24 protein-coding genes are annotated in these 22,429 nt (G+C 53.2%); 15 read left to right on the forward strand and 9 right to left on the reverse strand.

Going from position 1 to position 22,429, the window contains the following annotated elements:
- Positions 1–168: 168 nt before the first annotated feature.
- The 3 genes from PJE062_RS06560 to PJE062_RS06570 are packed head-to-tail and all read left to right on the forward strand — an operon-like array spanning position 169 to position 4,998.
- Positions 169–738 (forward strand): TetR/AcrR family transcriptional regulator, encoded by a 570-nt coding sequence (locus tag PJE062_RS06560; RefSeq protein WP_008547377.1) that lies wholly within the window; start codon positions 169–171, stop codon positions 736–738.
- Positions 739–744: 6 nt separating this feature from the next.
- Complete coding sequence (locus tag PJE062_RS06565) at positions 745–1,836, forward strand: efflux RND transporter periplasmic adaptor subunit (protein WP_008547368.1); 1,092 nt, start codon at positions 745–747, stop codon at positions 1,834–1,836.
- A gap of 24 nt (positions 1,837–1,860) precedes the next feature.
- Positions 1,861–4,998: an efflux RND transporter permease subunit gene (locus PJE062_RS06570; RefSeq protein ID WP_008548025.1), complete on the forward strand. Its 3,138-nt coding sequence runs from the start codon at positions 1,861–1,863 to the stop codon at positions 4,996–4,998.
- Between the two features lie 340 nt (positions 4,999–5,338).
- Here PJE062_RS06570 and PJE062_RS06575 read toward each other — a convergent pair whose 3' ends face one another.
- Both PJE062_RS06575 and PJE062_RS06580 read right to left on the reverse strand, forming a co-directional pair.
- Positions 5,339–6,361, reverse strand: a complete 1,023-nt coding sequence (locus tag PJE062_RS06575; RefSeq protein ID WP_008547415.1) for a P1 family peptidase — start codon at positions 6,359–6,361, stop codon at positions 5,339–5,341.
- Positions 6,362–6,485: 124 nt separating this feature from the next.
- Entirely contained in the window at positions 6,486–6,935 is a 450-nt protein-coding gene (locus tag PJE062_RS06580) for a flavin reductase (protein ID WP_008547823.1), read from the reverse strand.
- Positions 6,936–7,649: 714 nt separating this feature from the next.
- On the opposite strand from PJE062_RS06580, the gene PJE062_RS06585 reads away from it, so the two are divergent.
- The 11 genes from PJE062_RS06585 to PJE062_RS06635 all read left to right on the forward strand — a co-directional run bounded on the left by PJE062_RS06585 (position 7,650) and on the right by PJE062_RS06635 (position 16,680).
- Positions 7,650–8,585 (forward strand): branched-chain amino acid ABC transporter permease, encoded by a 936-nt coding sequence (locus PJE062_RS06585; RefSeq protein WP_008548160.1) that lies wholly within the window; start codon positions 7,650–7,652, stop codon positions 8,583–8,585.
- On the forward strand, positions 8,585–9,919 hold the full coding sequence (gene livM, locus PJE062_RS06590) for a high-affinity branched-chain amino acid ABC transporter permease LivM (RefSeq protein ID WP_008547376.1): 1,335 nt from the start codon (positions 8,585–8,587) through the stop codon (positions 9,917–9,919). Before PJE062_RS06585 ends, livM begins: the two co-directional genes overlap by 1 nt.
- Positions 9,916–10,764, forward strand: a complete 849-nt coding sequence (locus tag PJE062_RS06595) for an ABC transporter ATP-binding protein (protein ID WP_008547498.1) — start codon at positions 9,916–9,918, stop codon at positions 10,762–10,764. Before livM ends, PJE062_RS06595 begins: the two co-directional genes overlap by 4 nt.
- Positions 10,761–11,492, forward strand: coding sequence for an ABC transporter ATP-binding protein (locus tag PJE062_RS06600; protein ID WP_008547419.1), 732 nt, complete (start codon positions 10,761–10,763; stop codon positions 11,490–11,492). Before PJE062_RS06595 ends, PJE062_RS06600 begins: the two co-directional genes overlap by 4 nt.
- Positions 11,493–11,608: 116 nt before the next feature.
- Positions 11,609–11,968 carry a DUF6867 family protein gene (locus tag PJE062_RS06605; protein WP_008547540.1) on the forward strand — a complete coding sequence of 120 codons (360 nt, stop codon included), beginning with the start codon at positions 11,609–11,611 and terminating at the stop codon, positions 11,966–11,968.
- A 205-nt stretch (positions 11,969–12,173) separates the two neighbouring features.
- Positions 12,174–13,274: a branched-chain amino acid ABC transporter substrate-binding protein gene (locus PJE062_RS06610; protein ID WP_008547633.1), complete on the forward strand. Its 1,101-nt coding sequence runs from the start codon at positions 12,174–12,176 to the stop codon at positions 13,272–13,274.
- Between the two features lie 267 nt (positions 13,275–13,541).
- Positions 13,542–14,027 (forward strand): lysozyme inhibitor LprI family protein, encoded by a 486-nt coding sequence (locus tag PJE062_RS06615; RefSeq protein WP_008547466.1) that lies wholly within the window; start codon positions 13,542–13,544, stop codon positions 14,025–14,027.
- 6 nt (positions 14,028–14,033) lie between these two features.
- Positions 14,034–14,585 (forward strand): hypothetical protein, encoded by a 552-nt coding sequence (locus PJE062_RS06620; RefSeq protein WP_008548058.1) that lies wholly within the window; start codon positions 14,034–14,036, stop codon positions 14,583–14,585.
- A 148-nt stretch (positions 14,586–14,733) separates the two neighbouring features.
- Positions 14,734–15,213: an SRPBCC family protein gene (locus PJE062_RS06625; RefSeq protein ID WP_008547414.1), complete on the forward strand. Its 480-nt coding sequence runs from the start codon at positions 14,734–14,736 to the stop codon at positions 15,211–15,213.
- A 388-nt stretch (positions 15,214–15,601) separates the two neighbouring features.
- The gene (locus PJE062_RS06630; RefSeq protein WP_008547421.1) at positions 15,602–16,045 is read left to right on the forward strand and encodes an AprI/Inh family metalloprotease inhibitor; all 444 of its coding nucleotides are present in this window, start codon (positions 15,602–15,604) and stop codon (positions 16,043–16,045) included.
- Positions 16,046–16,074: 29 nt separating this feature from the next.
- Positions 16,075–16,680 (forward strand): AprI/Inh family metalloprotease inhibitor, encoded by a 606-nt coding sequence (locus PJE062_RS06635; RefSeq protein WP_008547819.1) that lies wholly within the window; start codon positions 16,075–16,077, stop codon positions 16,678–16,680.
- Between the two features lie 60 nt (positions 16,681–16,740).
- Here PJE062_RS06635 and PJE062_RS06640 read toward each other — a convergent pair whose 3' ends face one another.
- Together PJE062_RS06640 and PJE062_RS06645 are read right to left on the reverse strand one after the other, a co-directional pair.
- A complete protein-coding gene (locus PJE062_RS06640) occupies positions 16,741–17,085 on the reverse strand; it encodes a hypothetical protein (protein ID WP_008547389.1) in 345 nt (114 codons plus the stop codon).
- A 35-nt stretch (positions 17,086–17,120) separates the two neighbouring features.
- Entirely contained in the window at positions 17,121–17,978 is an 858-nt protein-coding gene (locus tag PJE062_RS06645; protein ID WP_037036201.1) for a LysR family transcriptional regulator, read from the reverse strand.
- A 94-nt stretch (positions 17,979–18,072) separates the two neighbouring features.
- Between PJE062_RS06645 and PJE062_RS06650 the strand changes: the two genes are divergently transcribed.
- Positions 18,073–18,450 carry a tautomerase family protein gene (locus tag PJE062_RS06650; RefSeq protein WP_008547913.1) on the forward strand — a complete coding sequence of 126 codons (378 nt, stop codon included), beginning with the start codon at positions 18,073–18,075 and terminating at the stop codon, positions 18,448–18,450.
- Between the two features lie 72 nt (positions 18,451–18,522).
- Here the strand turns inward: PJE062_RS06650 and PJE062_RS06655 are convergent, their stop codons facing one another.
- The 5 genes from PJE062_RS06655 to PJE062_RS06675 form a co-directional block, all read right to left on the reverse strand.
- On the reverse strand, positions 18,523–18,852 hold the full coding sequence (locus PJE062_RS06655) for a hypothetical protein (RefSeq protein WP_008547434.1): 330 nt from the start codon (positions 18,850–18,852) through the stop codon (positions 18,523–18,525).
- A 122-nt stretch (positions 18,853–18,974) separates the two neighbouring features.
- On the reverse strand, positions 18,975–20,210 hold the full coding sequence (locus tag PJE062_RS06660) for a VWA domain-containing protein (RefSeq protein ID WP_008547790.1): 1,236 nt from the start codon (positions 20,208–20,210) through the stop codon (positions 18,975–18,977).
- 9 nt (positions 20,211–20,219) lie between these two features.
- On the reverse strand, positions 20,220–21,179 hold the full coding sequence (locus PJE062_RS06665; protein WP_008547967.1) for a MoxR family ATPase: 960 nt from the start codon (positions 21,177–21,179) through the stop codon (positions 20,220–20,222).
- Positions 21,180–21,300: 121 nt separating this feature from the next.
- Complete coding sequence (locus PJE062_RS06670) at positions 21,301–22,104, reverse strand: tRNA1(Val) (adenine(37)-N6)-methyltransferase (protein WP_008547529.1); 804 nt, start codon at positions 22,102–22,104, stop codon at positions 21,301–21,303.
- A gap of 89 nt (positions 22,105–22,193) precedes the next feature.
- Positions 22,194–22,418 (reverse strand): DUF2007 domain-containing protein, encoded by a 225-nt coding sequence (locus PJE062_RS06675; RefSeq protein WP_008547375.1) that lies wholly within the window; start codon positions 22,416–22,418, stop codon positions 22,194–22,196.
- Positions 22,419–22,429 lie beyond the last annotated feature (11 nt).

Genomic DNA, 22,429 nt, shown 5'->3' on the forward strand with positions numbered 1-22,429 from the left:
TTCTTGCTATGCGGTTTCCTACGGGCAGCTATCTCGATTTTCTCAAAATTCGAACTTGTCTTTTTTTTGGTCTTCCTCTAAAACCGACTGGACGGTACAAAAACCGACTGGACGGTACAGAAACCGACCAGACGGTACAAGGCTCCGAGAGTGGAGAGGGATACCAACGTGGAAACAACAGCGGAACATATTCTGGATGCGGTCGAGCGTCTGGTTTGCATTGAAGGGACGCGCAAGCTGACCATTGATGCCGTGGCGGCTGAGGCCGGCATGTCCAAAGGCGGAGTGCTTTACAATTTCCGGAGCAAGCAAGAGCTTTTGCTTGGGGTGATCCGCCGGGTTGTGACCGAAGTTCGGGAACGGACTTACGCGTTGAGTGACAAGCTGACAGAGCAGGGGGTGGCCTGCCCAATTTTGAGGGCAAGCTTTCAGATCTATAAGGAATATAGAGAGAAGACCGCACCTAAAGCACTGTTTGCTCTTGCTGCCCAAGAGCCTGAATTGGTTGCTGAATTTCAGGATATGAGCACTGAGTTCGGTCGAGCAATCAGCAGTGAAATCAGTGACCCGGTGTTGGGGCACATGTGTTTGCTCATTATTGACGGACTTTATTATCGCCAGGCTCTGGACATTGAACACTGCAGTGCTGGTGAAATCGATGAACTTATTGATCGCGTGTTGGAAATTTCCTCCCAGAACTCCCGACACGCCGTATTGAACGCTGAAGCTGGAAACTAAGGTAAAATGCAGAAAATAAGCGGAAAAAGTAGAATAGGACGCCTGGGCGCGCCTATTTTTGTTGGGGCACTTGCTCTGCTGCTTGCAAGCTGTCAGGAGCAGGAAATTGCGGAAGCACCTAAAACGGTAGCGCCGCGCCCTGCTCGTGTCATGGTCGTTTCTGAGGTTGATGATCTCTTCACACGTAACTTTACTGGACGTGTTGATGCGGTTCAGACCGTTGATCTGGCATTCCGGGTATCCGGCCAGCTTGTCGAACTGCCAATCGTTGAAGGACAGCGCATTGCAAAGGGCGATTTGATTGCTGCGCTTGACCCAACCGATTATGAGAATGCTCTTCGTGAAGCTCAGGTCAACTATGAGCAAAAGAAGAAAGACTTGCAGCGTTTTGAAACGTTGAAAGACAAGCAGGTTATTTCTGAAGGTCAGTACGATAACGCAAAAACTGCATTTGACCTTGCTGAAGTGACCCTTGATCGTGCCAAGCAAAACCTTGGTTACACAAAGATTGTGGCCCCATACGACGCAATTGTTACTTCCCGTACGCTCGACAACTACGCGATCATCAATGCTGGTACCAGCATCGCACGCGTACAGGACGTGAGTGAAGTTCGTATCGACATCAACGTACCAGAAACACTGTTTGCTCAGGCAACAGAGTCTTCCATGCTGAAAATGACCGCTGAGTTCCCATCTCATCCGGGCAAAGTGTTTCCGCTGGAATACCGCGAGCACAGCACTGAAGCTGACATGGTTGCGCAGACATACCGTGTGACTTTGGCGATGGACAATGATGCTGGCTTCAACATCATCCCTGGCATGACTGCCAGCGTGAAAGTGAAGCTCAACAGTCTTGATGCAGCAGGTGCTACTGCGTTCTTCGTCCCGACTTCTGCTATTGGTTCTGCGCCAGACAAGAGCTCGTACGTTTGGGTTGTTGATGAGAGTGAAAAGCGCGTTGGTCGTCGTAAGGTTCTGCTCGGCACCGTGCTTGGTGGCTTCATTCCGATCCTCTCCGGCCTGAAGGACGGTGAAATGATCGTGACAGCAGGCGTGAGCCATCTGAGTGAAAACCAGCAGATCGTGCCGAAGCTGTAAGAGTAGCGTCTAGGAGTTTTTGAAATGGATATTGCACGCTACTCAATTGAGAAGCCGGTCAATGTCTGGATGGTTGTCCTGATTGCTCTTCTTGGTGGCATTTGGGCTCTAGGCGGCATTGGACGACTGGAAGATCCGGCATTTACAATTAAAGAAGCGCAGGTGATCACCTCCTATCCGGGTGCGAGCGCTGCGGAAGTAGAAGAAGAAGTTACTGAACGGCTCGAAAGTGCCATTCAGCAGATGCCCCAGCTGAAGGAAGTTCGCAGTACCTCTGAGCCGGGTCTCTCACGTATTCAGGTAGAGATGAAAGACATCTATGACGGTACTGAGCTGCCACAGGTGTGGGATGAGCTGCGTCGCAAAGTGAACGACGAGATGCCGAACCTGCCAAGCGGTGTTCGCACTCCGATTGTTTACGACAGCTTCGGTGATGTGTTCGGCATGTACTATGCCTTGACAGCTGATGGATACTCCAACCGGGATATCCGTAAGACCGTCAAGGAACTGCGCCGTGAACTGCTGACTGTCGACAATGTTGCGAAGGTTTCCATCCTTGGTGCGCCTGAAGATGAGATCGTCATTGCGATGGATCAGGACCGTCTGGCACAGCTGGGTATCACTATTGCTGACGTGCAGAACGTGCTGAATGCAGAGAATGCTATTCAGGCGAACGGTACCACGGTTTCCGGTGATCTGCGCATTCGCATCTCAACTGTTTCCGCCTTTGACAGCTATCGCAGCATTCAGGATCTGGTGATTGGTAATCCGGGTTCTACTGCGATGGTACGCCTGTCTGATGTGGCTACGCTTTCTGTCGAAGAGCCTGAAAACCCAAGTGTTCTGGTTCGTCATAACGGACAGCGCGCTGTTACCCTTGGCGTAGCTGCTGTTGAAGACACAAACATTGTGGCTGTCGGTCAGGGCGTTGAAGCGCATCTGAACGAACTGCGTGCGAACCTGCCAGTTGGCATGGAAATCATCCCGATCTACGAACAGCACCGTGTGGTTGATCAGGCTGTTGGTTCCTTCGTGTGGAACCTTGTGATGTCTGTTTCCATCGTGATTGTGGTGCTCGGCATCTTCATGGGCTGGCGTGCTGCTGTTGTGGTGGGTTCTGTTCTGCTGCTGACCGTGCTTTCAACTATCCTGCTGATGAAACTTGGTGGTATTGAGCTTGAGCGTATTTCGCTTGGTGCTCTCGTGATCGCCATGGGTATGTTGGTAGACAACGCGATCGTTGTTGCTGAAGGTATGATGATCAACATGCAGCGCGGTATGCGGCCTATCAAAGCTGCGTCGACTGTTGTTGAGCAGACCAAGTGGCCACTGCTGGGTGCAACTGTTATCGGCATCATGGCGTTCTCAGGTATCGGTCTTTCCAGCGACAGTACGGGTGAGTTCATGTTCTCCCTGTTCGCGGTTGTTGGTATCTCCCTGCTGATGTCCTGGCTGTTCGCGATCCTCGTTACACCGCTGTTTGGTAAGTACTTCTTCAAGATGGCTACCATCTCTGGTGATGAGCATGATCCGTACCGTGGTGTTCTTTACACACTGTTCCGTAAGATTCTGGTTCTGACCCTGAAACTGCGCTGGTTGTCTCTGGCGGCTCTGATCGGTGTGACTGTAGTTTGCTTCTGGTCTTTCCAGTTTGTTGGAAACTCCTTCTTCCCGAACTCTGCAACGCCGCTGTTCTATGTGAACTACTGGCTGCCGCATGGGACTGACATTCATGCGACTGCGCGTGATATGGAGAAGCTGGAGAACGAGATCCTGTCTCTGCCGGGTGTTGTTTCTACCAATACCTTCATTGGTCAGGGTGCGACCCGCTTCATGCTGACATACTCTGCTCAGGATGGAAGCTCCAACTATGGTCAGGTGATCGTACGCACTGAAAACACTGACATCATTGATGATTTGGCTTTGAAGATCCGCGAGTTCGGTGTTCAGGAGCTGCCTCAGGGACAGGTTTATACCGAACGTCTGGTGTTTGGTCCTCCGTCCGGTGCTGATGTTCAGGCGCGTATTACGGGTCCGGATGCAGATGTTCTGCGGGCGATCTCTGAAGAGATGATGGCGATCTTTAAAGATCCTCAGTATCGCTTGAGTGATGTGCGTACTGACTGGCGTGAGCGTGAGTTGGTGATGCAGCCGAAGTTCGACGAACAGCGTGCGCGTATTGCTGGTATCACTCGTCAGGATCTGTCTACTGCAATCCAGTTTACCTCTGACGGTATCCGTGCTGGTAGCTATCGTGATCTGGATGAAGACATTCCGATCATCGTGAAGCGTCAGCGTGGTGAAGGTGAGACTGCCTCTGAAGCTCTTGTAAACACTCTGGTTTGGAGTTCTCAGCAGCGCAAGTACGTGCCGATTGATCAGGTCACCTCCGGTATTTCTACCGTGGCTGAAGATACTCTGATCCGTCGCCGGGACCGTGTGAAGACGCTGAGTGTGCTTGGAGCGAGTGCGCCGGATGAGTTGGCGTCGGTTGCTCATGCCCGAATTCGGGGTGCGATTGAAGCTGTTCCGCTGCCGGATGGGTATTCCATGGAGTGGGGTGGTGAGTACGAAAACTCTCAGGATGCGAATGAATCGCTGGGGAGTAAGGTACCAGTCACCTTCCTTGTGATGATTGTTATCTCCATCCTGCTGTTCTCTAAGGTTCGGGAACCACTCATCATCTGGCTGATCGTACCGATGTCTGTCAACGGTGTGGTGATTGGTCTGCTGGGTACAGGTCTGCCGCTGGACTTCATGGCGATCCTTGGTGTGCTGTCCCTGTCAGGCATGTTGATCAAGAACGCGATCGTGCTGCTGGAAGAGATCGACCTTCAGCTTGAAGAAGGTGGAGACCGGTTTGACGCTGTGGTTCGTGCGAGTGTGTCTCGTCTGCGTCCGGTGTCTATGGCGGCGATCACGACGATCCTTGGTATGGCTCCGCTGATTGTTGATCCGATGTTCGCGAGTATGTCTGTGACCATTATGGGTGGTCTGGCGTTTGCGACTGTGTTGACACTGATTGCTGTTCCGCTGCTGTTCATCATCTTCTACCGCATTCATCCAACAAAGGGTGCAGGTAAAGGTGAAGCAGACAAGCCTCTGAAAAAACTGGAAGAAAAAGTTTCTGACGGTCAGAAGGCTGAGCCGGAACCGGCATAGGAAAAAGGTCTTCCCGGTTACCTAAAACCGGGAAGACCTCCGAGATACGCAAAGGGCGGCGTATATTTACCGCAACACTCCGTCCTTTGCTCCCCCGCGTCGCCTCTGCCCCCAACACCAGAGGCGGCGCATCTTTTTTGCCTTTCGGCACTTATTCAAGAGAGCACATCTGCCTTGAATACCGGCTCCCATCTCTGGTGAGCTCGATCCAAAACTCCAGCACATTATACCGGTTTGCGTCGATTTGCGTTGTTTTGCGCAAACTTGCGTTTTTATGGGTTTGCTTGCGTTGCTATGTGAGCTTTACCTTAACGGAAATATCAGGATACGGAATTCAAATCTACCGTGATCCGTGTTGGCTCTTCCATGTTGGTACTGTGTCACCAGGGTACTCCGTCGCATTGTAGACGCCGCGGGCGATGGCGCGGGAGACGGTCTGAGCGGCGTAGGCGCCGAGCTCGAGCAGCTCGACCATCGGGTCCTGCATCTTGCGTTGGCCGGTTGAGATCACGAAGAGCAGATCACCATCCATTGGAGTGTGTGCCGGCCAGAGAGCACGGGCATAACCGTCGTGGGCGGCGGTGGCGATGCGTTTGGCCTCAGATTTGGTGAGGATCAGATCAGTGGCAACGATGCCAATGGTGGTGTTGGTGTTTGGGGACAGATCGATTGTGCCCAGAGTGAACTTGGTTTGCACGGTACGATCCATGCCCGGCATTTCTGCTGGCCAGCCGAGACCGCCGAATTCCCCGTTTTGCTCGCTTGGAGCGGCCCAGAAGTATGGCGTGTCGCCGATAGTGGGACGGCCTAATGCGTTTACCGCGATGAGGGCGCCAACTGTGCCGCCGCGGGGCAGGGAGAGGGAGGCGGAGCCGAGGCCGCCTTTGAGGTCGGCGGTGGTAGCGCCAAAGCCTGCGCCTGCTGAGCCGAGCTCAAAATCTTCACCAGCGTTGTCGACCGCTTCGATGCCCATCTCACGGTAAACTGGTTTTCTGCCCCAGGATTTATCCCCCCCGTTGAGGAGATCGAATAGAATAGCTGTGGGGGTAATTGGAATGACTGCACTGCCAACTTTGAAACCTTTGCCGAGTTCTGCCAGTCGCACCTGTGCGCCGCTGCCTGCATCCAGCCCGAATGCGGAGCCGCCGGACAGCACGAGGGCGTCGATGGCATTGACGGTCTGCTCTGGTTCCAGAAGAGCGATATCGCGGGTGCCTGGCGCGCCACCCAAGATGGCGACGGACGCGACGGCTTGTTCGTCGGGTATGAGAACCGTGACACCGGACTTGGTCTTCTCGCAATGGGCATTGCCGACCTTCAATCCCGGAACGTCGGTTATCAGATTGCGCGGTGCTGGTGTCATCGTTTTTCCCTAAATCAATGTCGAAATATGCAGATGCACAACCGCGACAGGTCCATCGCGATTGGTGCAGAAAATTCTTTTATTGCTGTAGGCCTAGTTCCGAAATGGGAACTTAGGACCAAATTCAGACGGAATGATAGTTCCGATCAAGGTAGATCAGAGCAGGTGCAAATTCACCCAGACGTGCTGCGACCACCTCGCCGAATATAACAGAGTGCGTGCCAACTTCAGTCACTTCTTTAATGTGGCAATCAAAGCTGACGCGTGCACTCTCCAAAATCGGGCTTCCTGTTGCCAGAGTGCCCCAGCTTCCTTTTGCGAAGCGTTCTTCCATTGACAGGTCGCCCTGACCTGCGAAGACGTTGGAAAGATCGGTGTGGTCATGAATAAGTGTGTTGATGGAAAAGACGCCGTTGTCTTTGACGATCTGATTCACCTTTGCGCTGCGGTTGAGGCAGACGAGCAGGGTGGCCGGATCATCTGACACAGAGCAGACAGATGAAACTGTTGCGCCAACGCGACCGGCAGAACCGGCACTGGCAAGCAAGTGAACTGAAGCGCCTAAACGACTCATTGCCTCTCTAAATTCATGAGAGGCCAGACTTTTGCTCGTATTATCAGCGGGCGCCATTGTTAAAGCTGTCGTCATCCAGTTCGTTCCAAGATATTCCCACAGATATGATCTGTGTTTCACACTGTACAATATTCATTAGTACTTTTCAGTCGCCCAAAAACGACAGGTATTTCAATTAGAGTAGTTATAGCCATTTGCTGAGAAAAGCTAGTTCTACTGCTAAAAACTGATTAATATACCGAGGGCTTCCCTCTCGTTTTGAGGCCGTGATTTGCTGATACGGAATTTTCGTAGAAATTAGAAGGCTCAATCACGCCTTCGCGAGCCGGCAGATTGGAAATCTTCAAAAAATCCCGGGTACCATCTTGCAGTTTTTGTCTGGATATGGTCAGTATACATCAGCTGTGATATATTACAGAATAGGGAAGAGGCATTCTACGGATGAGAAATATTCACGCATTGGTTGTGGTGCTCTGATCTCAGAGCCTGTCCTAGCGGATTGTCGGGAGTAGGAATAAGTCCAGATTTTGGGTTCTATGAAATAAAAATGCGTTTGCGACGCATAAAGAATAGGAAAATTCCAAAATACGGACTTATAAGTATGGGTAATATACTTACAGGTCGGCTTACCATAAAATATTGGGGTCTGAATTCGGAGGCATTCAGACTGGACAGCAACTAAAAGCTGATCTCATGCGGGGAACAAAATAAAACATGGATTACTTTCTCCAACAACTTATCAATGGTGTGACGCTTGGGTCCATTTATGGGCTCATCGCCATTGGCTATACAATGGTCTATGGCATTATCGGCATGATTAACTTCGCCCATGGCGATATCTTCATGGTCGGATCTTTCGTTGCACTTATTCTAATTGTTGCACTTGGCATTACTGCCGCTACACCGGTGCTTCTTTTGATTTTGGCTCTGGCCCTCGTTCTTGTGGTGGCCATGGCTCTGACTGCTGTTTGGGGGTGGACAGTAGAACGTATTGCCTATCGGCCTTTGCGTGGCTCATTCCGCCTTGCACCGCTGATTACTGCAATTGGTGCATCAATTGCTCTTCAGAACTTTGTTCAGGTTTCTCAAGGCGCGAAAAACAAACCACTACAGCCGCTGATTTCGGGAGGATTTCAGCTGACTGATGGTGGGGCTGACGGCTCTGGCTTTATCGTCAACCTGTCTTACGTGCAGATCCTGATTGTGGTGACCACCGTCATTTTGATGGTTGGGTTTACTTACCTCATCAACAACACAAATCTTGGCCGTTCGCAGCGTGCTTGTGAGCAGGACCGTAAGATGGCAGCGTTGCTTGGCGTGAACGTCGACCGCACCATCTCGCTGACCTTCGTCATGGGTGCTTCTCTGGCAGCTGTCGCAGGCCTGATGTTCCTTCTCTATTATGGCGTTGTCGACTTCTACATTGGCTTCCTTGCTGGTGTTAAGGCGTTTACCGCTGCGGTGCTGGGTGGCATTGGCTCCCTGCCGGGCGCGATGCTTGGTGGCCTGCTGATTGGCCTGATCGAGACATTCTGGTCCGGTTATTTCTCAGTTGAGTACAAGGACGTGGCCGCATTCTCGATCCTGGCGATCGTGCTCATCTTTATGCCGGAAGGTCTTCTCGGCCAACCTGAGGTGGAGAAGGTATAATGCAAGCAAGACAAAGAGATAGCTTGCTTGTTGCAAGCCTGAAAGACAGTCTGGGTGGTGCGGTTATTACCTTTGCACTGGCCTGTGTCATGGTGGGTCTCAAGGTTGATGTTGCCTCTGGCCGTGGTGCCGAACTCTTCCTTGAACACCGCTGGCTGGCGGTTGCCACCGCTGTGATTGTTGTGTTCGCAGGTCGCTTCCTGCTGAACATGTTCTTCTGGAAGCGCGAAGATGCACCAAGCATCGGGATTTCCGGGTTCCTGCCAAAAGGTGGTTTGGGTACTGGCAGTGCGAACATGCTGAAATACGGCATGCTGGTGCTGGCTGTTGTGCTTCCATTTGCGTTGATGTTCTGGCTCGGCTCCCGTGGCTCTCGTCAGTATATTGACCTTGCCATCCTCGTGCTCACCTACGTGATGCTGGGATGGGGCCTGAACATCGTGGTTGGTCTTGCTGGTCTTCTGGACCTTGGTTATGTGGCCTTTTACGCGGTGGGTGCTTATTCCTACGCGTTGCTGGCGCACTACTTCGGCTTCTCCTTCTGGATCTGTCTTCCGCTGGCCGGTATTCTGGCTGCGTTCTGGGGCATCATTCTGGGCTTCCCGGTTCTAAGGCTTCGAGGGGATTACCTTGCCATTGTGACGCTTGCGTTTGGTGAGATTATCCGAGTGGTTCTGCTGAACTGGTACGAGTTTACCGGTGGTCCTGACGGTCTTTCCGGCATTCCGCGTCCAAGCTTCTTTGGCCTAGAGTTCACCCGTGGTGAAGGCGGTTTTGCTGACTTCTTCGGCCTGAAGTACAACAGTATCCATCGCATTATCTTCCTGTACTACCTCATCTTTATCATGGCGATGCTCACCAACTTTGTGACTATGCGGTTGCGCAGAATGCCGATTGGTCGTGCATGGGAAGCGCTGCGTGAAGATGAGATTGCGTGTCGTGCGCTTGGCATCAACACCACCAACACCAAGCTGACAGCGTTTGCTCTTGGCGCGATGTTCGGCGGATTTGCTGGCTCCTTCTTCGCAACACGTCAGGGCTTTATTTCTCCTGAGAGTTTCACCTTCCTTGAATCTGCGATCATTCTTGCGATCGTGGTGCTGGGTGGTCTCGGTTCGCAAATGGGCGTTGTGATTGCAGCGGTTGTGATGATCGGTGGCTTCGAGTTCTTCCGTGAGTTTGAAGAATATCGCATGCTTGTCTTCGGTCTGATCATGGTTGTCATCATGGTCTGGAAGCCTCGTGGGCTTGTTTCCAGCAGAACGCCGAGTGTGGCACTTTCCAAAAACGCAAAAGGCATATCTGCCGATCTTGTTCAGGAGGGCCACGGATGAGCACCTGGGACAACAACCCTGTTCTGAAGGTCGAACACCTGACCATGCGCTTTGGCGGTCTGACCGCTGTTGGCGACCTGAGCTTCAATGTTGGGCGCAGTGACATTACTGCGCTGATCGGACCGAACGGTGCGGGTAAAACCACAGTGTTTAACTGCATCACGGGGTTCTATAAGCCGACTGAAGGTCGTCTGGTGATGAACCGCTCCAACGGAGAAAAGCATCTTCTGGAGCGCAAGCCGGACTTCAAGATTACGGCTGAGGCGAAAGTTGCCCGTACCTTCCAGAACATCCGTCTGTTTGGCGGTATGACCATTCTGGAAAACCTGATGGTGGCGCAGCACAATCCGCTGATGGTTGCTTCCAACTGGACGATTGGTGGTCTGCTCGGTCTGGGCGGTTACAAGAAGTCCAACGTGGATGCCATTGAGACAGCCAAGTACTGGCTGGAGCGGATCGACCTGATTGATCGGGCTGATGCGCCTGCTGCGGACCTTTCCTACGGTGATCAGCGCCGTCTGGAAATTGCCCGTGCCATGTGTACCGGTCCTGAGCTTCTTTGTCTGGACGAGCCAGCTGCTGGTTTGAACCCGAAAGAGAGCCTGGAGCTGAACACTCTGCTTCAATACATCCGTAAAGAGCATGACACGTCTGTTCTGCTGATTGAGCATGACATGTCTGTTGTGATGGAAATCTCCGACCACGTTGTGGTGCTGGATTACGGCGTGAAGATTTCTGATGGCACCCCTGAGTTCGTGAAGAACGATCCGCACGTGATTGCGGCTTACCTGGGTGTTGAGGATGATGAAGTTGATCAGGTTGAAGAGGAGGTGGGCATCGTATGAGCGCACAACAACCACTCCTGAGCATTCGTGGTGTTCAAACTTTCTACGGCAAGATTCAGGCGCTGCATGGCGTTGATCTTGATGTGTATGAAGGAGAGATCGTCACGCTGATTGGTGCCAATGGTGCCGGCAAGTCGACCCTGATGATGACCGTTTGCGGTACGCCGCAGGCCCGTCATGGCTCGGTGTCGTATTGCGGTGAGGACATCACCTATAAGCCGACGTTCGAGATCATGCGCACTGGCATCGCTCAATCTCCTGAAGGGCGCCGTATCTTCCCACGCATGACGGTTCTGGAGAACCTGATGATGGGCGGTATGGTTGCTGGAAACGAGCATTTTGAGGAAGACCTGCGCCGTGCGTTTGAGCTGTTCCCGCGTTTGAAAGAACGTCAGCAGCAGCGCGGTGGGACGCTTTCCGGTGGTGAGCAGCAGATGCTGGCGATTGCCCGTGCGCTGATGAGCCGTCCGCGTCTTCTTCTGCTGGATGAGCCGTCTCTTGGTCTGGCACCGATTATCGTGTCGCAGATTTTTGAGGCGATTGCTGAGCTGAACCGGACCGATGGTCTGACCGTGTTCCTTGTTGAGCAGAATGCGTATCACGCGCTGAAGCTGGCTCACCGGGGTTACGTGATGGTCAACGGCACAATCACCATGACCGGCACTGGTAAGGAGCTTCTGTCTCGTGAAGAGGTGAAAGCGGCTTATCTTGAAGGCGGCGCACATTAGAGCATGGCTATGACAGACGAAACTTTGAGCCATGCTCTAATGAATTGTTTTTGCGCGGATCCTTGTCCGAAAACCGGTTCCCACTTTTCGGGAATGCGCTCGACGGAGGCTTAGAGATGGGTATTCTTTATGGCAGCTCGATGCCTGCCTTTATCATGCTGGTTGTTGTTCTTGGCGGGTTGGCAGCTGCTGCAACAGGTCGTTCCATTGCGACCACATGGCGGCCATTGCCGATCCTGTTTTGGTTCATCTTCCTGCTGTCGCTGGCGATGCGTTTTCTGTCGTTCGCGCTGTTTGAAGAGCCGCTGCTGTCTATTCAGTATCTGGTGGTGGACTACGCCATTCTCATCGGCATTGCGCTGGTGAGCTACCGCGTGACCCGCACCAACCAGATGGTGACGCAGTACAGCTGGCTTTATCAGAAGACAGGTCCGTTTGGCTGGAAGCTGAAACCGGGCCAGCAAGATAATTACTAATTCGCAAAATTACTTAGATAATTGTTGCGCATTCGGTCAGTTCTGGTTCAAACTAGTTTCTGGCTAGGCATCCAGATGATGAGTACGGAGAGGTCTCATTGTCGGAAGCATTGAGCAGGCGAGGGGTTTGCCTGCTCTGGTGGGAGACGGTTGCGTTTCCCGCTCAATTTCAATTGAGAAATGCACCTGACTCGGGGAGTTTTTTATGAAAAAGTATCTTTTGGCGAGCGTTGCCGGTGTTGCTGCTATGGCAATGTCTGGCGCGGCTATGGCTGAAATCGTTATTGCTACTGCAGGCCCAATGACTGGTCAGTACGCATCGTTTGGTGCGCAGATGAAAGCTGGTGCTGAGCAGGCTGTTGCTGACATCAACGCTGCTGGCGGTGTGAACGGCGAGATGCTTGTTCTGGAAGTTGGCGATGATGCATGTGACCCTAAGCAGGCTGTTGCGGTTGCGAACCAGATGGTTGGTAAAAACGTAGCATTCATGGCTGGTCACTTCTGCTCCGGTTCTTCCATCCCAGCTTCTCAGGTATACGCTGAAGAGGGTATCATCCAGATCACCCCAGCTTCTACCAACCCGAAGTACACCGACGAGCGTCCTGGTCCTGGTACCTACCGTGTGTGTGGTCGTGATGACCAGCAGGGTAAAGTTGCGGGTACTACGCTTGCGACAGAGTTCGGCGGCAAGAACATTGCTGTGATCCACGACAAGACCGCTTACGGTAAGGGTCTTGCTGATGCGACCAAAGCTGTCATGAACGCTGCTGGTAAGCAGGAAGCGCTTTATGAAGCTTACACCGCTGGTGAAAAAGACTACACCGCGCTGGTTTCCAAGCTGAAGTCTGAAAAAGTCGACGTTCTTTATGTTGGTGGTTACCACACTGAAGCTGGTCTGATGAAGCGTCAGATGGTTGATCAGGGCATGGACACCATTCTGGTTTCCGGTGACGCTCTGGTGACTGATGAGTACTGGTCCATCACTGGCCCTGCTGGTGAAGGCACTCTGATGACCTTCCCACCGGATCCACGTAACAACGAAGAAGCTGCTGCTGTTGTGGCTGCTCTTGAAGCTGCTGGTAAAACCACTGAAGGTTACGCACTTTACACCTATGCTGCGATCCAGACATGGGCGGCTGCTGCTGCTGAAGCTGGCACCACCGACTATGACGCAGTTGTAGAAAAGCTGAACGCAGGCAAGTTCGACACAGTTCTTGGCGAACTGTCCTTCAACGAGAAGGGTGACGTGTCTCTGCCAGGTTACGTTTGGTACGAGTGGAAAGACGGTTCCTACGGTTACCGCTAAGATTTAAGGCCTGATTATCGTCAGGTTTTATGAGGGTTTCGGGGCGTTACTCCGGAACCCTTTTTTGTTGCAGTTTAGTGAGGCTGGCAGAACACCATTAAGGGTGAAACTGCTTGCCTACGGAAACCTACAGTAGGCTTAAGGTTCGGGGCGTAAACTAGCGCCTTCCCAAAGCAGTTTCATATGAGCTGCTTGCGTTTGGTTTGCGTATCTTTGCCAAAAACCGGTGTTCACTTTCCGGAGATACGCGCTATTGGAAGGTGTGCCATGATCATCCGGTGTCTGGTGTTTCTCGCGTTTTTGAGTTCCTCTGCTGTTGCCCTTGCTCAAGGGCCGAACCAGCCACGAGCTGATGAGATTAAGGTGTTTCATGAGTGCCTGCAAAAAGGGGGGCTTGTGTTCACTAACAGAGTCCAGTGCATTGGAAAGGTGTTTGAACATTGCGCCATGAAGTTGCAGGACCAGACCAGCATGGGCATGCGGGAATGCTACTCACGGGAAACAGCGCTTTGGGAAAAGATGATTTCGAACTCTGAAAAGGAGTTGAGGCGGAACGAGAATAAGGCCACGAAGACCGAGCTTGTTGAATCCACTCGGAACTGGAAGGCCTTTCGAAACAACGCCTGCAACATTCCTTTTGCCATGAACCCTAAGGGAACACTGGCACCGGTTCTTGGGATGGAGTGTTTCAACCGCATAACGGCTTTGTGGGCGCTTCAACTGTCAGAGTTTGCAACACCTTTGGGAGATTAAGGCCTGATGAGATTATGGGCGTGTTTGGTTGTCTTTACTGCGGTTAGCTTTAGTTCCGTTCAGGCTGCGCAGATTGATCTGCCGGTGTGCAAGGCTGGTGACGGCAAAACACCTGTGCCGCGCTGGGAAGTGACGGCAATGCCCGTCGATATGCCCGAAGGTGAACCAGCCGAGCCTTTTACCTACACAGTCACCTATCCGCCGCCTGCCTATCACGGATTGATGGGTCACCTACGGGTGAAGCTGGGCACGTTGGATGAGCAGTATTGTAGTGCTTTGCGGGAAGAGCTTATCGAGATCAAAAGAAGCACGGGTCAGCCGATTCCGATTGTGATTGAGTGGCTGTTTGATGACAACGGCCCTAAGGATGATGTGCGGTCGCTGGACTTTTATGAGCTTCCCGAGTTTACGCAGGAAGGGTGCTGGTTGGATGGTGTCTATCAGTTCGTCGCGCTTGGGCACTCAGAGGCGCAGCCCGACGAGTACATGCTGAATCTGGTGCCTTTGGAAGCCATTCAAAAATCTGGTTCTTTCTGTCGTCCTATTCAAGAAGGGTGAGCTGGCTCTGCGACGCCTCGCATGTTTTGATAGTACCTCAGCCGTGTGAGTGGGCCCGGCCTCTTATCTCTTTTGCATATAGCCCTGTTTCCCTAAGGTGAGAAACGGCGTAGGCTTGGTTGTTGCAGCCAATGTGTGAGGGGGAGTAATGGGGCAGACGGTTGAACATGACACGATCATCATTCGGGAAAAGCTGGAGGCATCTGCTGAGGAGGTGTTTGCAGCTTGGGAGGATCCGAACGCCCGGACGGTTTGGGGCGTTCCTTCTGATGATGAAGCCATTGCATTTTTAGAAAATGACTTTCGCGTTGGTGGTTTGGACGTTCACCAGTGCGGCCAGAATGGTGATCTGCGATTTCGTGTTGAGACGCGTTATCACGATATTCGTCGCCCGGATCTCCTGCTGTTTACCGAGCGGGTTTCAACCGGTGACATGCTGCTGAGTGCTTCTTTGATCACGGTTACTATGAATGGAGAGGGCAGTACCACTGAGCTTAGTGTGACTGTTCAGGTCATATCCATGGTTGGCACGGACATGATTGAGGCGACCCGTGGAGGTTGGCAGGCCTCACTGGTGAGGTTGGCTGGTTATCTGGAGCGATCCCACCGCGAACAGTCCGGTGCCTGAGTGCCAGCTGATGATCTGCTGTTGCTCAGGTGTAAAGCCGCTCAGTACATGCCACGCGCAGTGCTGATTAAAGCCGGATAGCATTTTGGTTCTGTTTACCGGCTTACTAAAGCAGGATGATCCTTCATCCGCAGTATAGTGGAATATTCTCTCTGTAATTCGAGGAATTACCTCATGTATTCATGGTGTTGTATGCTGTGATGCGTATGAGGAACTCACTTTAATAGTGAATACTTCAGAGTTTTGTCTGTTCAAATCACTCCCAGGTTTACTAGGGTAAAATATCAATTTGATTCAATTTTTCTGTATTGGAAGATTGAAGGATATGGGTGCAGGCAGCTGATGTGGGGCGTTTTAGCGGTTTGTCTGCGCATGGTCAGGGGCTTACATGCGGATCAAAACCCTTTTAATTTCAAGCTGTTTGATCGTGTCCGGCTGCGTGCCGCACATTAGCGACAGTGTTGAGGAACTGGCTGAGACGACGGTTAAAAAATCTAACGAAAAACCCGTTGCTGAACGCGCCAGAAAAACCGAAGCAGAGCTGGCTGCTGTTTCCGCGCTTGCTGGCAAGTGGTCTGTGGTGCGCAAACAAGGGCAAAAACCGTGCGCGTTGCAGCTGAAAACAGCGCAGTTTGGCAAGAACTATTCAGCAAGTTCCGTATGTTCGGGCAAACCAAATGTTTGGGCTTGGAACACAAAAGAGGATGCTCTTGTCCTTTACGATCACAGAAGTGAAGTGATCGGGTCTTTTCATAAAAATGAGGTGGACAGCTGGAAGGAAGCGAAAGCGGGTGGGGATCCTGCGCTTCGTCTGATCCGGCACGGACAATAAGACCCAACGTATTCTTTGGGGGGAATGACATGAGGAAGTTTGTTGTTGCTGCAAGCCTGTTGGCGCTTGCTGGCTGTCAAAGTGCTGGAGGAGGCGGGGAAACCTATAGCGCGCCAGCACCCGCAGCGCAGCCACCTGCCAGCGCTGCCGATACTCAGGCCGTGGTGGCGCAGGACCAGACCACGCAAAGCAAAACCTATCGCAAAGCAGATGGGACGGTTGTGACTGAGATCGCCACAAGTTCAGCGCAGGCCAGTGTGGATCCGGGAACTGCAACGGCGTTTCTGGCGGGTGTTGTGGCCGCAGCAGCGCTTGGCAAGAAAGAGGAGCGCAGGTCTCAGCCCATAGTGAAAGCCGATGATATGGTTGGAAAGTGGACGGTTTATCTGAACTCTGATGACCGCGTTTGCCAGCTCAATCTCAGCACAGAACCTAAAGATGAAGGCTTTGCTGCCAGCTTCAATCACTGCATGGATGGGGATCTATTCTTCGTTTCCAACTGGCGGATGAAGGGGCAGGAGCTCGTGTTGTTCGACAACTTCTCCCGCGCCAAAGGCAGCATGCGTATGACCGAATGGAACCGCTGGGAAGGCCAACTGGCCAGCAACAGCAAGCCAATCACCATTGCTCGGTAGGTGACTGAGTGTCGGTTATGGTACTGGCACGCTATGTGTTGAGGTAGAGTTGCTCCGGCCCTATTTGGAGTTTTTTGTCGGTGATTTTTTTATGATTTGACCGCAAGGAGTGACAACAATCTCTGTTGAGACACTGCTCTCAGAGAGGCGCACAATGAATTCCAATTTATAGCTGCTACCACTTTTTGTGATTGAGATTGGGTAGTAGCGAGCTTTATTGCCGTATTCTTGTGTGACCCAAAGCCTCGCAATGGCGTCAAACTGTGCTGGTCCAGTTAACTGCGTGGCACATTGGGCCATCTTTTGAATGTCCTTTGGAGTTCTTAGTTCAATAACCTCCAAATGAGCATTGGATGGTAACGGAGAAGACAGCAAGCACAATAGCGCGATAAGCATGATCTTCATTCCACACTCCTGCTGAAAATTCTGTTCCTTAGGCATTAGTCCGGCACCGCGCTTTTGAACGCTGCCGAGAGTGCAGCGACTGCTTCTTCGGGTTTACCGCCTCGCACTCTTGTATGCAGCATGATTGGTAAGGCGGGGAGGTCCGGCAGGCCGAGTTTCTCTCCAACTTCAACGGCACCGATTGGCAGCATTCGCCGGGTGAGGGCTGCGACGCCCAAACCGGCCATGACGGCGGCTGATACAGCAGTCACGCCACCGCCAACGAAGACCTCTCTCCACGGAATACCGGCCTGATCGAGCAAGTGCCCGGCCATAATGCGCACGCCGCATGGCTCGGGCATAGTCGCAACGGGCAGAGGTTCATTTGCCCGAGGCTGCCAGTTTTGTGAGGCAAACCAGCCGAACTTCTCATTTGCGATCAGTTTACCATCTCCTCTGCTTTCATGTTGGCGGATGATGACGGTGCTGAGTTCCTGCCGGTCGAAGCTCTTGAGGAGATCGCCTGAAGAGCCAATCCTGATCTCGATGAGAAGCTGCGGGTCTTGTGCGTTCATGCGGGCGATCAGCAGGGGGAGTTCTGGCCCTGCAACGTGGTCGCTGATGCCCATGGTCAGACGTTGACGTGTGTTGGTGAGGGAAGCGAGGGCATGATCGTGCTGTTTCAGGAGTTCTCTGGCATGTTCCAGAAACGTGGTGCCTTCTGCTGAGAGCTGAACGTAACGCGGTGTCCGTTCAATCAGCTGGCAACCCAACCGCTTTTCCAGCCGTTTCAGCTTTAAACTTACTGTCGACTGGGTTGTCTGAAGCACCTCAGCAGCCTGCGTGAAGCTGCCAAGTTCTGCAATGCGAACAAAGGTTTGCACGGCGTCGAGATCAAGGGGTCGGTTTGTCATTTAAGTGTTCAATAACTGATATCGCTAGGCATTGTATATTCAAATGGATGGTGTGCGTCTAGGTTTCTCTCCATGACTTAAAGGAGGAACCGTCATGCCACTTGTCCATATCTCATTGCGTTCAGGGAAATCTGATGTCTATCGGCAGGCTATCTTTGATGGTGTCTATCACGCTATGCGGGATGCGCTGAATGCGCCAGAAGACAATCAGTTTATGGTAATTACCGAGCACACGAGCGCCAACTTCCGTTTTGGGGCGTCCTACCTGAACATCGCCCGAAGCGAGGATCTGGTTTTCATCCAGATCACGCTCAACACGCGGAGCTCAGAACAAAAGAGGGCACTGTTTCGGCGGATTGTCGAGCTGCTGGGAGAGACCCCTCAAATCCGGCCTGAGGATGTCTTTATCAATCTGGTTGAGGTTGAAAAAGAGAACTGGTCGCTCGGCAATGGCGTTGCGCAGTACGCATGAGCGCGCAGTTACCCTGTCAGTTGCGATTGCAGCTGACGGGGGAGATTTAGCAATGCCTGATACGAGGTTGTATCAGACTTGCTTGTCCATGATTTCTGCTGGCAGGTGGGCCATCCACTTACGGCGGATTGCTTTTTCCAGGTCAAGGTTGTTGCGGTCCGCGTAGAGCAGAAGGTGAGCCAGCAGGTCTGCAGCTTCGTCTTCTTTCTGGGCGTGCAACTCTTTTGGGGTTGCAGAACCGGAGCGGCCACGACGGGTTGCCTTCATATGGGCGGCCGTCAGCTCTCCGAGCTCTTCCTGAAGTTTGGCAAGATACCAGATCTCATCACGGTTGATGTTGAACCGCTTGGCGTAGATTGCTGAGACTGTTTTTACAATGTGCAGAAGTACTTTGAATGTCATCGGCTCTGACGGAATGGTTGGGCTCTCTGCGAGTTAGTGCAGCGGAGCTGAAGGATTGTCAGGAACTTATGTTCAAGCGTATCTTTATCCGAAAACCGGTTCCCACTTTTCGGAGATACACGCTAGAGGAATCTCTGCGTGGCATCATATGTACTATTTATGCGCTTGTCATTCAGGGCGAGGCAAAGATCTTTGACCGCATCCAGCGAATGGATTGCCCGGAACTCATCGGTATGCGGCAGTATCGCCTGAATTCCGCGGGCTTTGGCCTCGAACTTATCGTAGCGCAGCAGCGGATTGAGCCAGATGAGCCGTCTGCAAGATCTGTGGAGACGATCCATCTCAACGGACAACTCATCATACGCTTCCCGCTCCAGACCATCCGTGATGAGCAGGACGATTGGCCCGCCGTGGCAGACGCGTCTGAGCCAGGCGCGGTTGAAGGTTTGCAGGGAGCTGGCGATGCGGGTGCCGCCGGACCAGTCTTCCACCTCATCGGTACAAGCAGCGAGGGCTTCGTCCGGGTCTTTCATGCGCAGGGCGCGGGTGATGTTGGTGAGCCGTGTGCCAAACAGAAATGTATGGGTTTTGCGCTTTTCTGACAGGGCATGCAGGAAGTGCAGCATGATACGGGAATACTGGCTCATGCTGCCGGAGATATCGCAGAGGGCAATCACGGGCGGATGGACTTGTGCCGGTGCCTTGTGCTTGAGGTCGATGATGGAACCGCCTGCCTTCAGCGTGGCACGCATGGTTCGCCGCGCATCTACCTGCTTGCCGATGGTGTGGGAGTGCACCGGCTTGAAGCGGCGGGATCTGACCTGATCGGCTGGCATGGTGAGATGAGCGAGGGATCTGCGGGCTTCCGCGATTTCCTCAGCTGTCATCTGGGCGAAGTCCTTCTTTTGCAGGACTTCTTTTTCTGAGACGGTGAAGCGGGCGTCGACCTCCACCAGCGGTTTGGTTTCCTTCGCCTCGCGCTGCTTGTTGGCTTCAAACGCATTGGCAACGCGGGATTGGGCGGCGCGTGGTTTTTCCGGTTCGCGTTGTCCGGCTGGAGCAACGGGAGAGAGGAGGGCCAGCATCTTTTCGACGAGGCCTTTGCTTTGCCAGTAAAGGCGGAAGGTTTCGTCAAAGACGGGCTGCTGGTCGCGTTTATGGACGAAGACGGAGTGCAGGGTCCAGTAGAGGTCCTGCTTGTTCTCAATGCCATTGATGGTGACCGCGCTTACTGCATCCACCACAGAGGATGGCCCCGCAGGCAGGCCTGCTTTGCGCAGGGTTCTGGCAAAGTGGACGATGTTTTCCGTGATGCGCCCATGCGGTGGGCGGGGAGAGGGAGCGAAGTCGTCCTGCATCAGGTGAGGCTACACGGTTGGGGCAGGCATGCTGCCAGCGATGGTGGCCTGTGAGTTGGCTTCCATGCGGATCTCATCAAGGATTGCGCGGGTTCTGGAGCCTTTGATGCGGTCGATATCTTCCTGATACTTGAGCAGCACGCCCAAGGTGTCTGAGACCATCTCCGGATCCAGTGCAACTTCTTGTAGCTCAGTGAGGGCTGTGGCCCAGTCCAGCGTTTCAGCAACGCCGGGTTTTTTGAAGAGGGCCTCATCTTCGCGCAGCTTTTGTACGAAGGCGACGACTTGTGCTGAAAGCGTGGCTGCTGCTGTTGGCAGTTTGGTCTGCACAATCTGAAGCTCGCGCTCGGCGGTTGGGTAGTCCACCCAATGATAGAGGCAGCGGCGTTTCAGGGCGTCGTGGATTTCGCGGGTGCGGTTGGTGGTGATGATGGTGATCGGCGGTTCTTCGGATTTGATAGTTCCGAGTTCCGGGATGGTCACCTGGCTGTCTGCCAACACTTCCAACAGGAATGCCTCGAAAGCTTCATCGGTGCGGTCCAGTTCGTCGATCAGGAAGATTGGTGCGCCAAGTTCCGTGGTTTCCAGCGCCTGAAGCACAGGGCGCTTGATGAGGAAGCGAGGGCTGTAAAGTGCAGTGTTGAGGTTCTCGCGGTCCACACTGCCAGCCGCTTCCGCCATGCGGATTTCAACCATCTGCGCGGCGTAGTTCCACTCGTAGACGGCGGAGGAGATGTCCAATCCTTCGTAACATTGCAAGCGGACGAGGGGGCGGTTGAGGGTGGCTGCGAGGACTTTGGCGATCTCGGTTTTACCGACGCCTGCTTCACCTTCCAGAAACAGCGGGCGTTGCATGCGTAAAGACAGGTGCAGCACGGTTGCGAGCGCACGATCTGCCAGATACCCGCCCGAACTTAAGAGCGTGAGGGTTTCCTCAATGGAGTTTGGTAGATCAACCTTGCCGCTCATAGATAATCCGCTCCCGCCCTGTCTTATGTTTCGCCGCGCTTTGATTTGCGCACCCCGATCATAATAGGGAGAAAAACGTATATTGAAAGCGGATTGTTGCCAGATGAACGGCCTGCGTGTTCTAGCGGTTTGTGAGGCCTAGGCCCTTGCCATCGCGCATCACAGTTGTGGCTTGGGCAGTGAAGGCGCCGCCAGCTTCTTCGTGCAAGGTGAAGCCTGGCAGGATCTGCAACGGAGCCCGACTGGCAGCCACAGCGCGCACAATGATGCGGGTGGCTGGAGCGTCTGCTGTTGGGCGGATCGGGATAATGTCGATCGCGCCGAAGCGGCGTTGCATTGGGCCAAGAAGGTCCTGCAGTCCGTCTGCTCTGAAGATGATGGAGAGCGTGCCGCCATCCTTCAGCAGGTCTTTGGCGGTTTTGATCCACGGCTCGATACCGCGCTCATCCAGAGCATGCGCCGGTGCGCGGTCTGACTGAGGCGTGACGCGGAAGCGGGTGCTGTCGTAGTAGGGCGGGTTCATGATCACATGATCTGCGATGGATGAGCCCAGTCCGCTTTGGTGGCGAATGCTGCCCTTGGCGGTGAGGTTGGCTTCCAGAATAGACACGCGATCTGCGAAACTGGCGTTTTCCGGCAGGGACAGACCTTTGCGGGCCAGCGCTGCAGTCACAGGGTCGACCTCTACACCCACGGCTTTGATTGCAGGCAGACGATGAGCGGCGCAGAATGCTGCGGTGCCGACGCCGGTGCCCAGATCATAAAGTGTTCCCGCTGTGCTTTCCGGTAGGGAGGCAGCCAGATACACTGCATCCAGCCCGGCGCGATGGCGGCCTTTGGCTGGCTGTTCCACCATAACTTTCCCACCAAGGAACTTGTCCTTCGTGGTTGGCTGTGGTGCTTCAGGTGTTTCTGGGTTGGTCATGGCGGTGCCGGATCAAATAAATGCAATAAGGCACTGATACAGGCTGCCGATTTTCATGCAATCCCTATTGTTTATCTAACGAGAAGTTTTCACGCGTCTTTTAGGTAGTGCTCGAGACCTGCATCGCGCATAAGTTGACAGGCTTCGTCTAATCGATCGGCCTCAACCATGATCCGGCGCGGAAGAAAGCCAAGTGAGCCATCCAGAATGCTCATGTTGGTGTCGGCGACGAAGTAGATGATTTCTGCTTCTCCCAGCAGGGCTTCAAGATGAGAGATGAGGACCGGGTCTGTTGTTCTGATGAGTTCTTCCACGATGGTGTCCT

The organism is Pseudovibrio sp. JE062, from assembly GCF_000156235.1.
Classification (GTDB): domain Bacteria; phylum Pseudomonadota; class Alphaproteobacteria; order Rhizobiales; family Stappiaceae; genus Pseudovibrio.

Excerpts from the sequence above, each read along its gene's own strand:
- PJE062_RS06565 (WP_008547368.1), top strand. The coding sequence starts at position 745 with ATGCAGAAAATAAGCGGAAAAAGTAGAATAGGACGCCTGGGCGCGCCT.
- PJE062_RS06570 (WP_008548025.1), top strand. The coding sequence starts at position 1,861 with ATGGATATTGCACGCTACTCAATTGAGAAGCCGGTCAATGTCTGGATG.
- PJE062_RS06575 (WP_008547415.1), bottom strand. The coding sequence starts at position 6,361 with ATGACACCAGCACCGCGCAATCTGATAACCGACGTTCCGGGATTGAAG.
- PJE062_RS06580 (WP_008547823.1), bottom strand. The coding sequence starts at position 6,935 with ATGAGTCGTTTAGGCGCTTCAGTTCACTTGCTTGCCAGTGCCGGTTCT.
- PJE062_RS06585 (WP_008548160.1), top strand. The coding sequence starts at position 7,650 with ATGGATTACTTTCTCCAACAACTTATCAATGGTGTGACGCTTGGGTCC.
- livM (WP_008547376.1), top strand. The coding sequence starts at position 8,585 with ATGCAAGCAAGACAAAGAGATAGCTTGCTTGTTGCAAGCCTGAAAGAC.
- PJE062_RS06595 (WP_008547498.1), top strand. The coding sequence starts at position 9,916 with ATGAGCACCTGGGACAACAACCCTGTTCTGAAGGTCGAACACCTGACC.
- PJE062_RS06600 (WP_008547419.1), top strand. The coding sequence starts at position 10,761 with ATGAGCGCACAACAACCACTCCTGAGCATTCGTGGTGTTCAAACTTTC.
- PJE062_RS06605 (WP_008547540.1), top strand. The coding sequence starts at position 11,609 with ATGGGTATTCTTTATGGCAGCTCGATGCCTGCCTTTATCATGCTGGTT.
- PJE062_RS06610 (WP_008547633.1), top strand. The coding sequence starts at position 12,174 with ATGAAAAAGTATCTTTTGGCGAGCGTTGCCGGTGTTGCTGCTATGGCA.
- PJE062_RS06615 (WP_008547466.1), top strand. The coding sequence starts at position 13,542 with ATGATCATCCGGTGTCTGGTGTTTCTCGCGTTTTTGAGTTCCTCTGCT.
- PJE062_RS06620 (WP_008548058.1), top strand. The coding sequence starts at position 14,034 with ATGAGATTATGGGCGTGTTTGGTTGTCTTTACTGCGGTTAGCTTTAGT.
- PJE062_RS06625 (WP_008547414.1), top strand. The coding sequence starts at position 14,734 with ATGGGGCAGACGGTTGAACATGACACGATCATCATTCGGGAAAAGCTG.
- PJE062_RS06630 (WP_008547421.1), top strand. The coding sequence starts at position 15,602 with ATGCGGATCAAAACCCTTTTAATTTCAAGCTGTTTGATCGTGTCCGGC.
- PJE062_RS06635 (WP_008547819.1), top strand. The coding sequence starts at position 16,075 with ATGAGGAAGTTTGTTGTTGCTGCAAGCCTGTTGGCGCTTGCTGGCTGT.
- PJE062_RS06640 (WP_008547389.1), bottom strand. The coding sequence starts at position 17,085 with ATGAAGATCATGCTTATCGCGCTATTGTGCTTGCTGTCTTCTCCGTTA.
- PJE062_RS06645 (WP_037036201.1), bottom strand. The coding sequence starts at position 17,978 with ATGACAAACCGACCCCTTGATCTCGACGCCGTGCAAACCTTTGTTCGC.
- PJE062_RS06650 (WP_008547913.1), top strand. The coding sequence starts at position 18,073 with ATGCCACTTGTCCATATCTCATTGCGTTCAGGGAAATCTGATGTCTAT.
- PJE062_RS06655 (WP_008547434.1), bottom strand. The coding sequence starts at position 18,852 with ATGACATTCAAAGTACTTCTGCACATTGTAAAAACAGTCTCAGCAATC.
- PJE062_RS06660 (WP_008547790.1), bottom strand. The coding sequence starts at position 20,210 with ATGCAGGACGACTTCGCTCCCTCTCCCCGCCCACCGCATGGGCGCATC.
- PJE062_RS06665 (WP_008547967.1), bottom strand. The coding sequence starts at position 21,179 with ATGAGCGGCAAGGTTGATCTACCAAACTCCATTGAGGAAACCCTCACG.
- PJE062_RS06670 (WP_008547529.1), bottom strand. The coding sequence starts at position 22,104 with ATGACCAACCCAGAAACACCTGAAGCACCACAGCCAACCACGAAGGAC.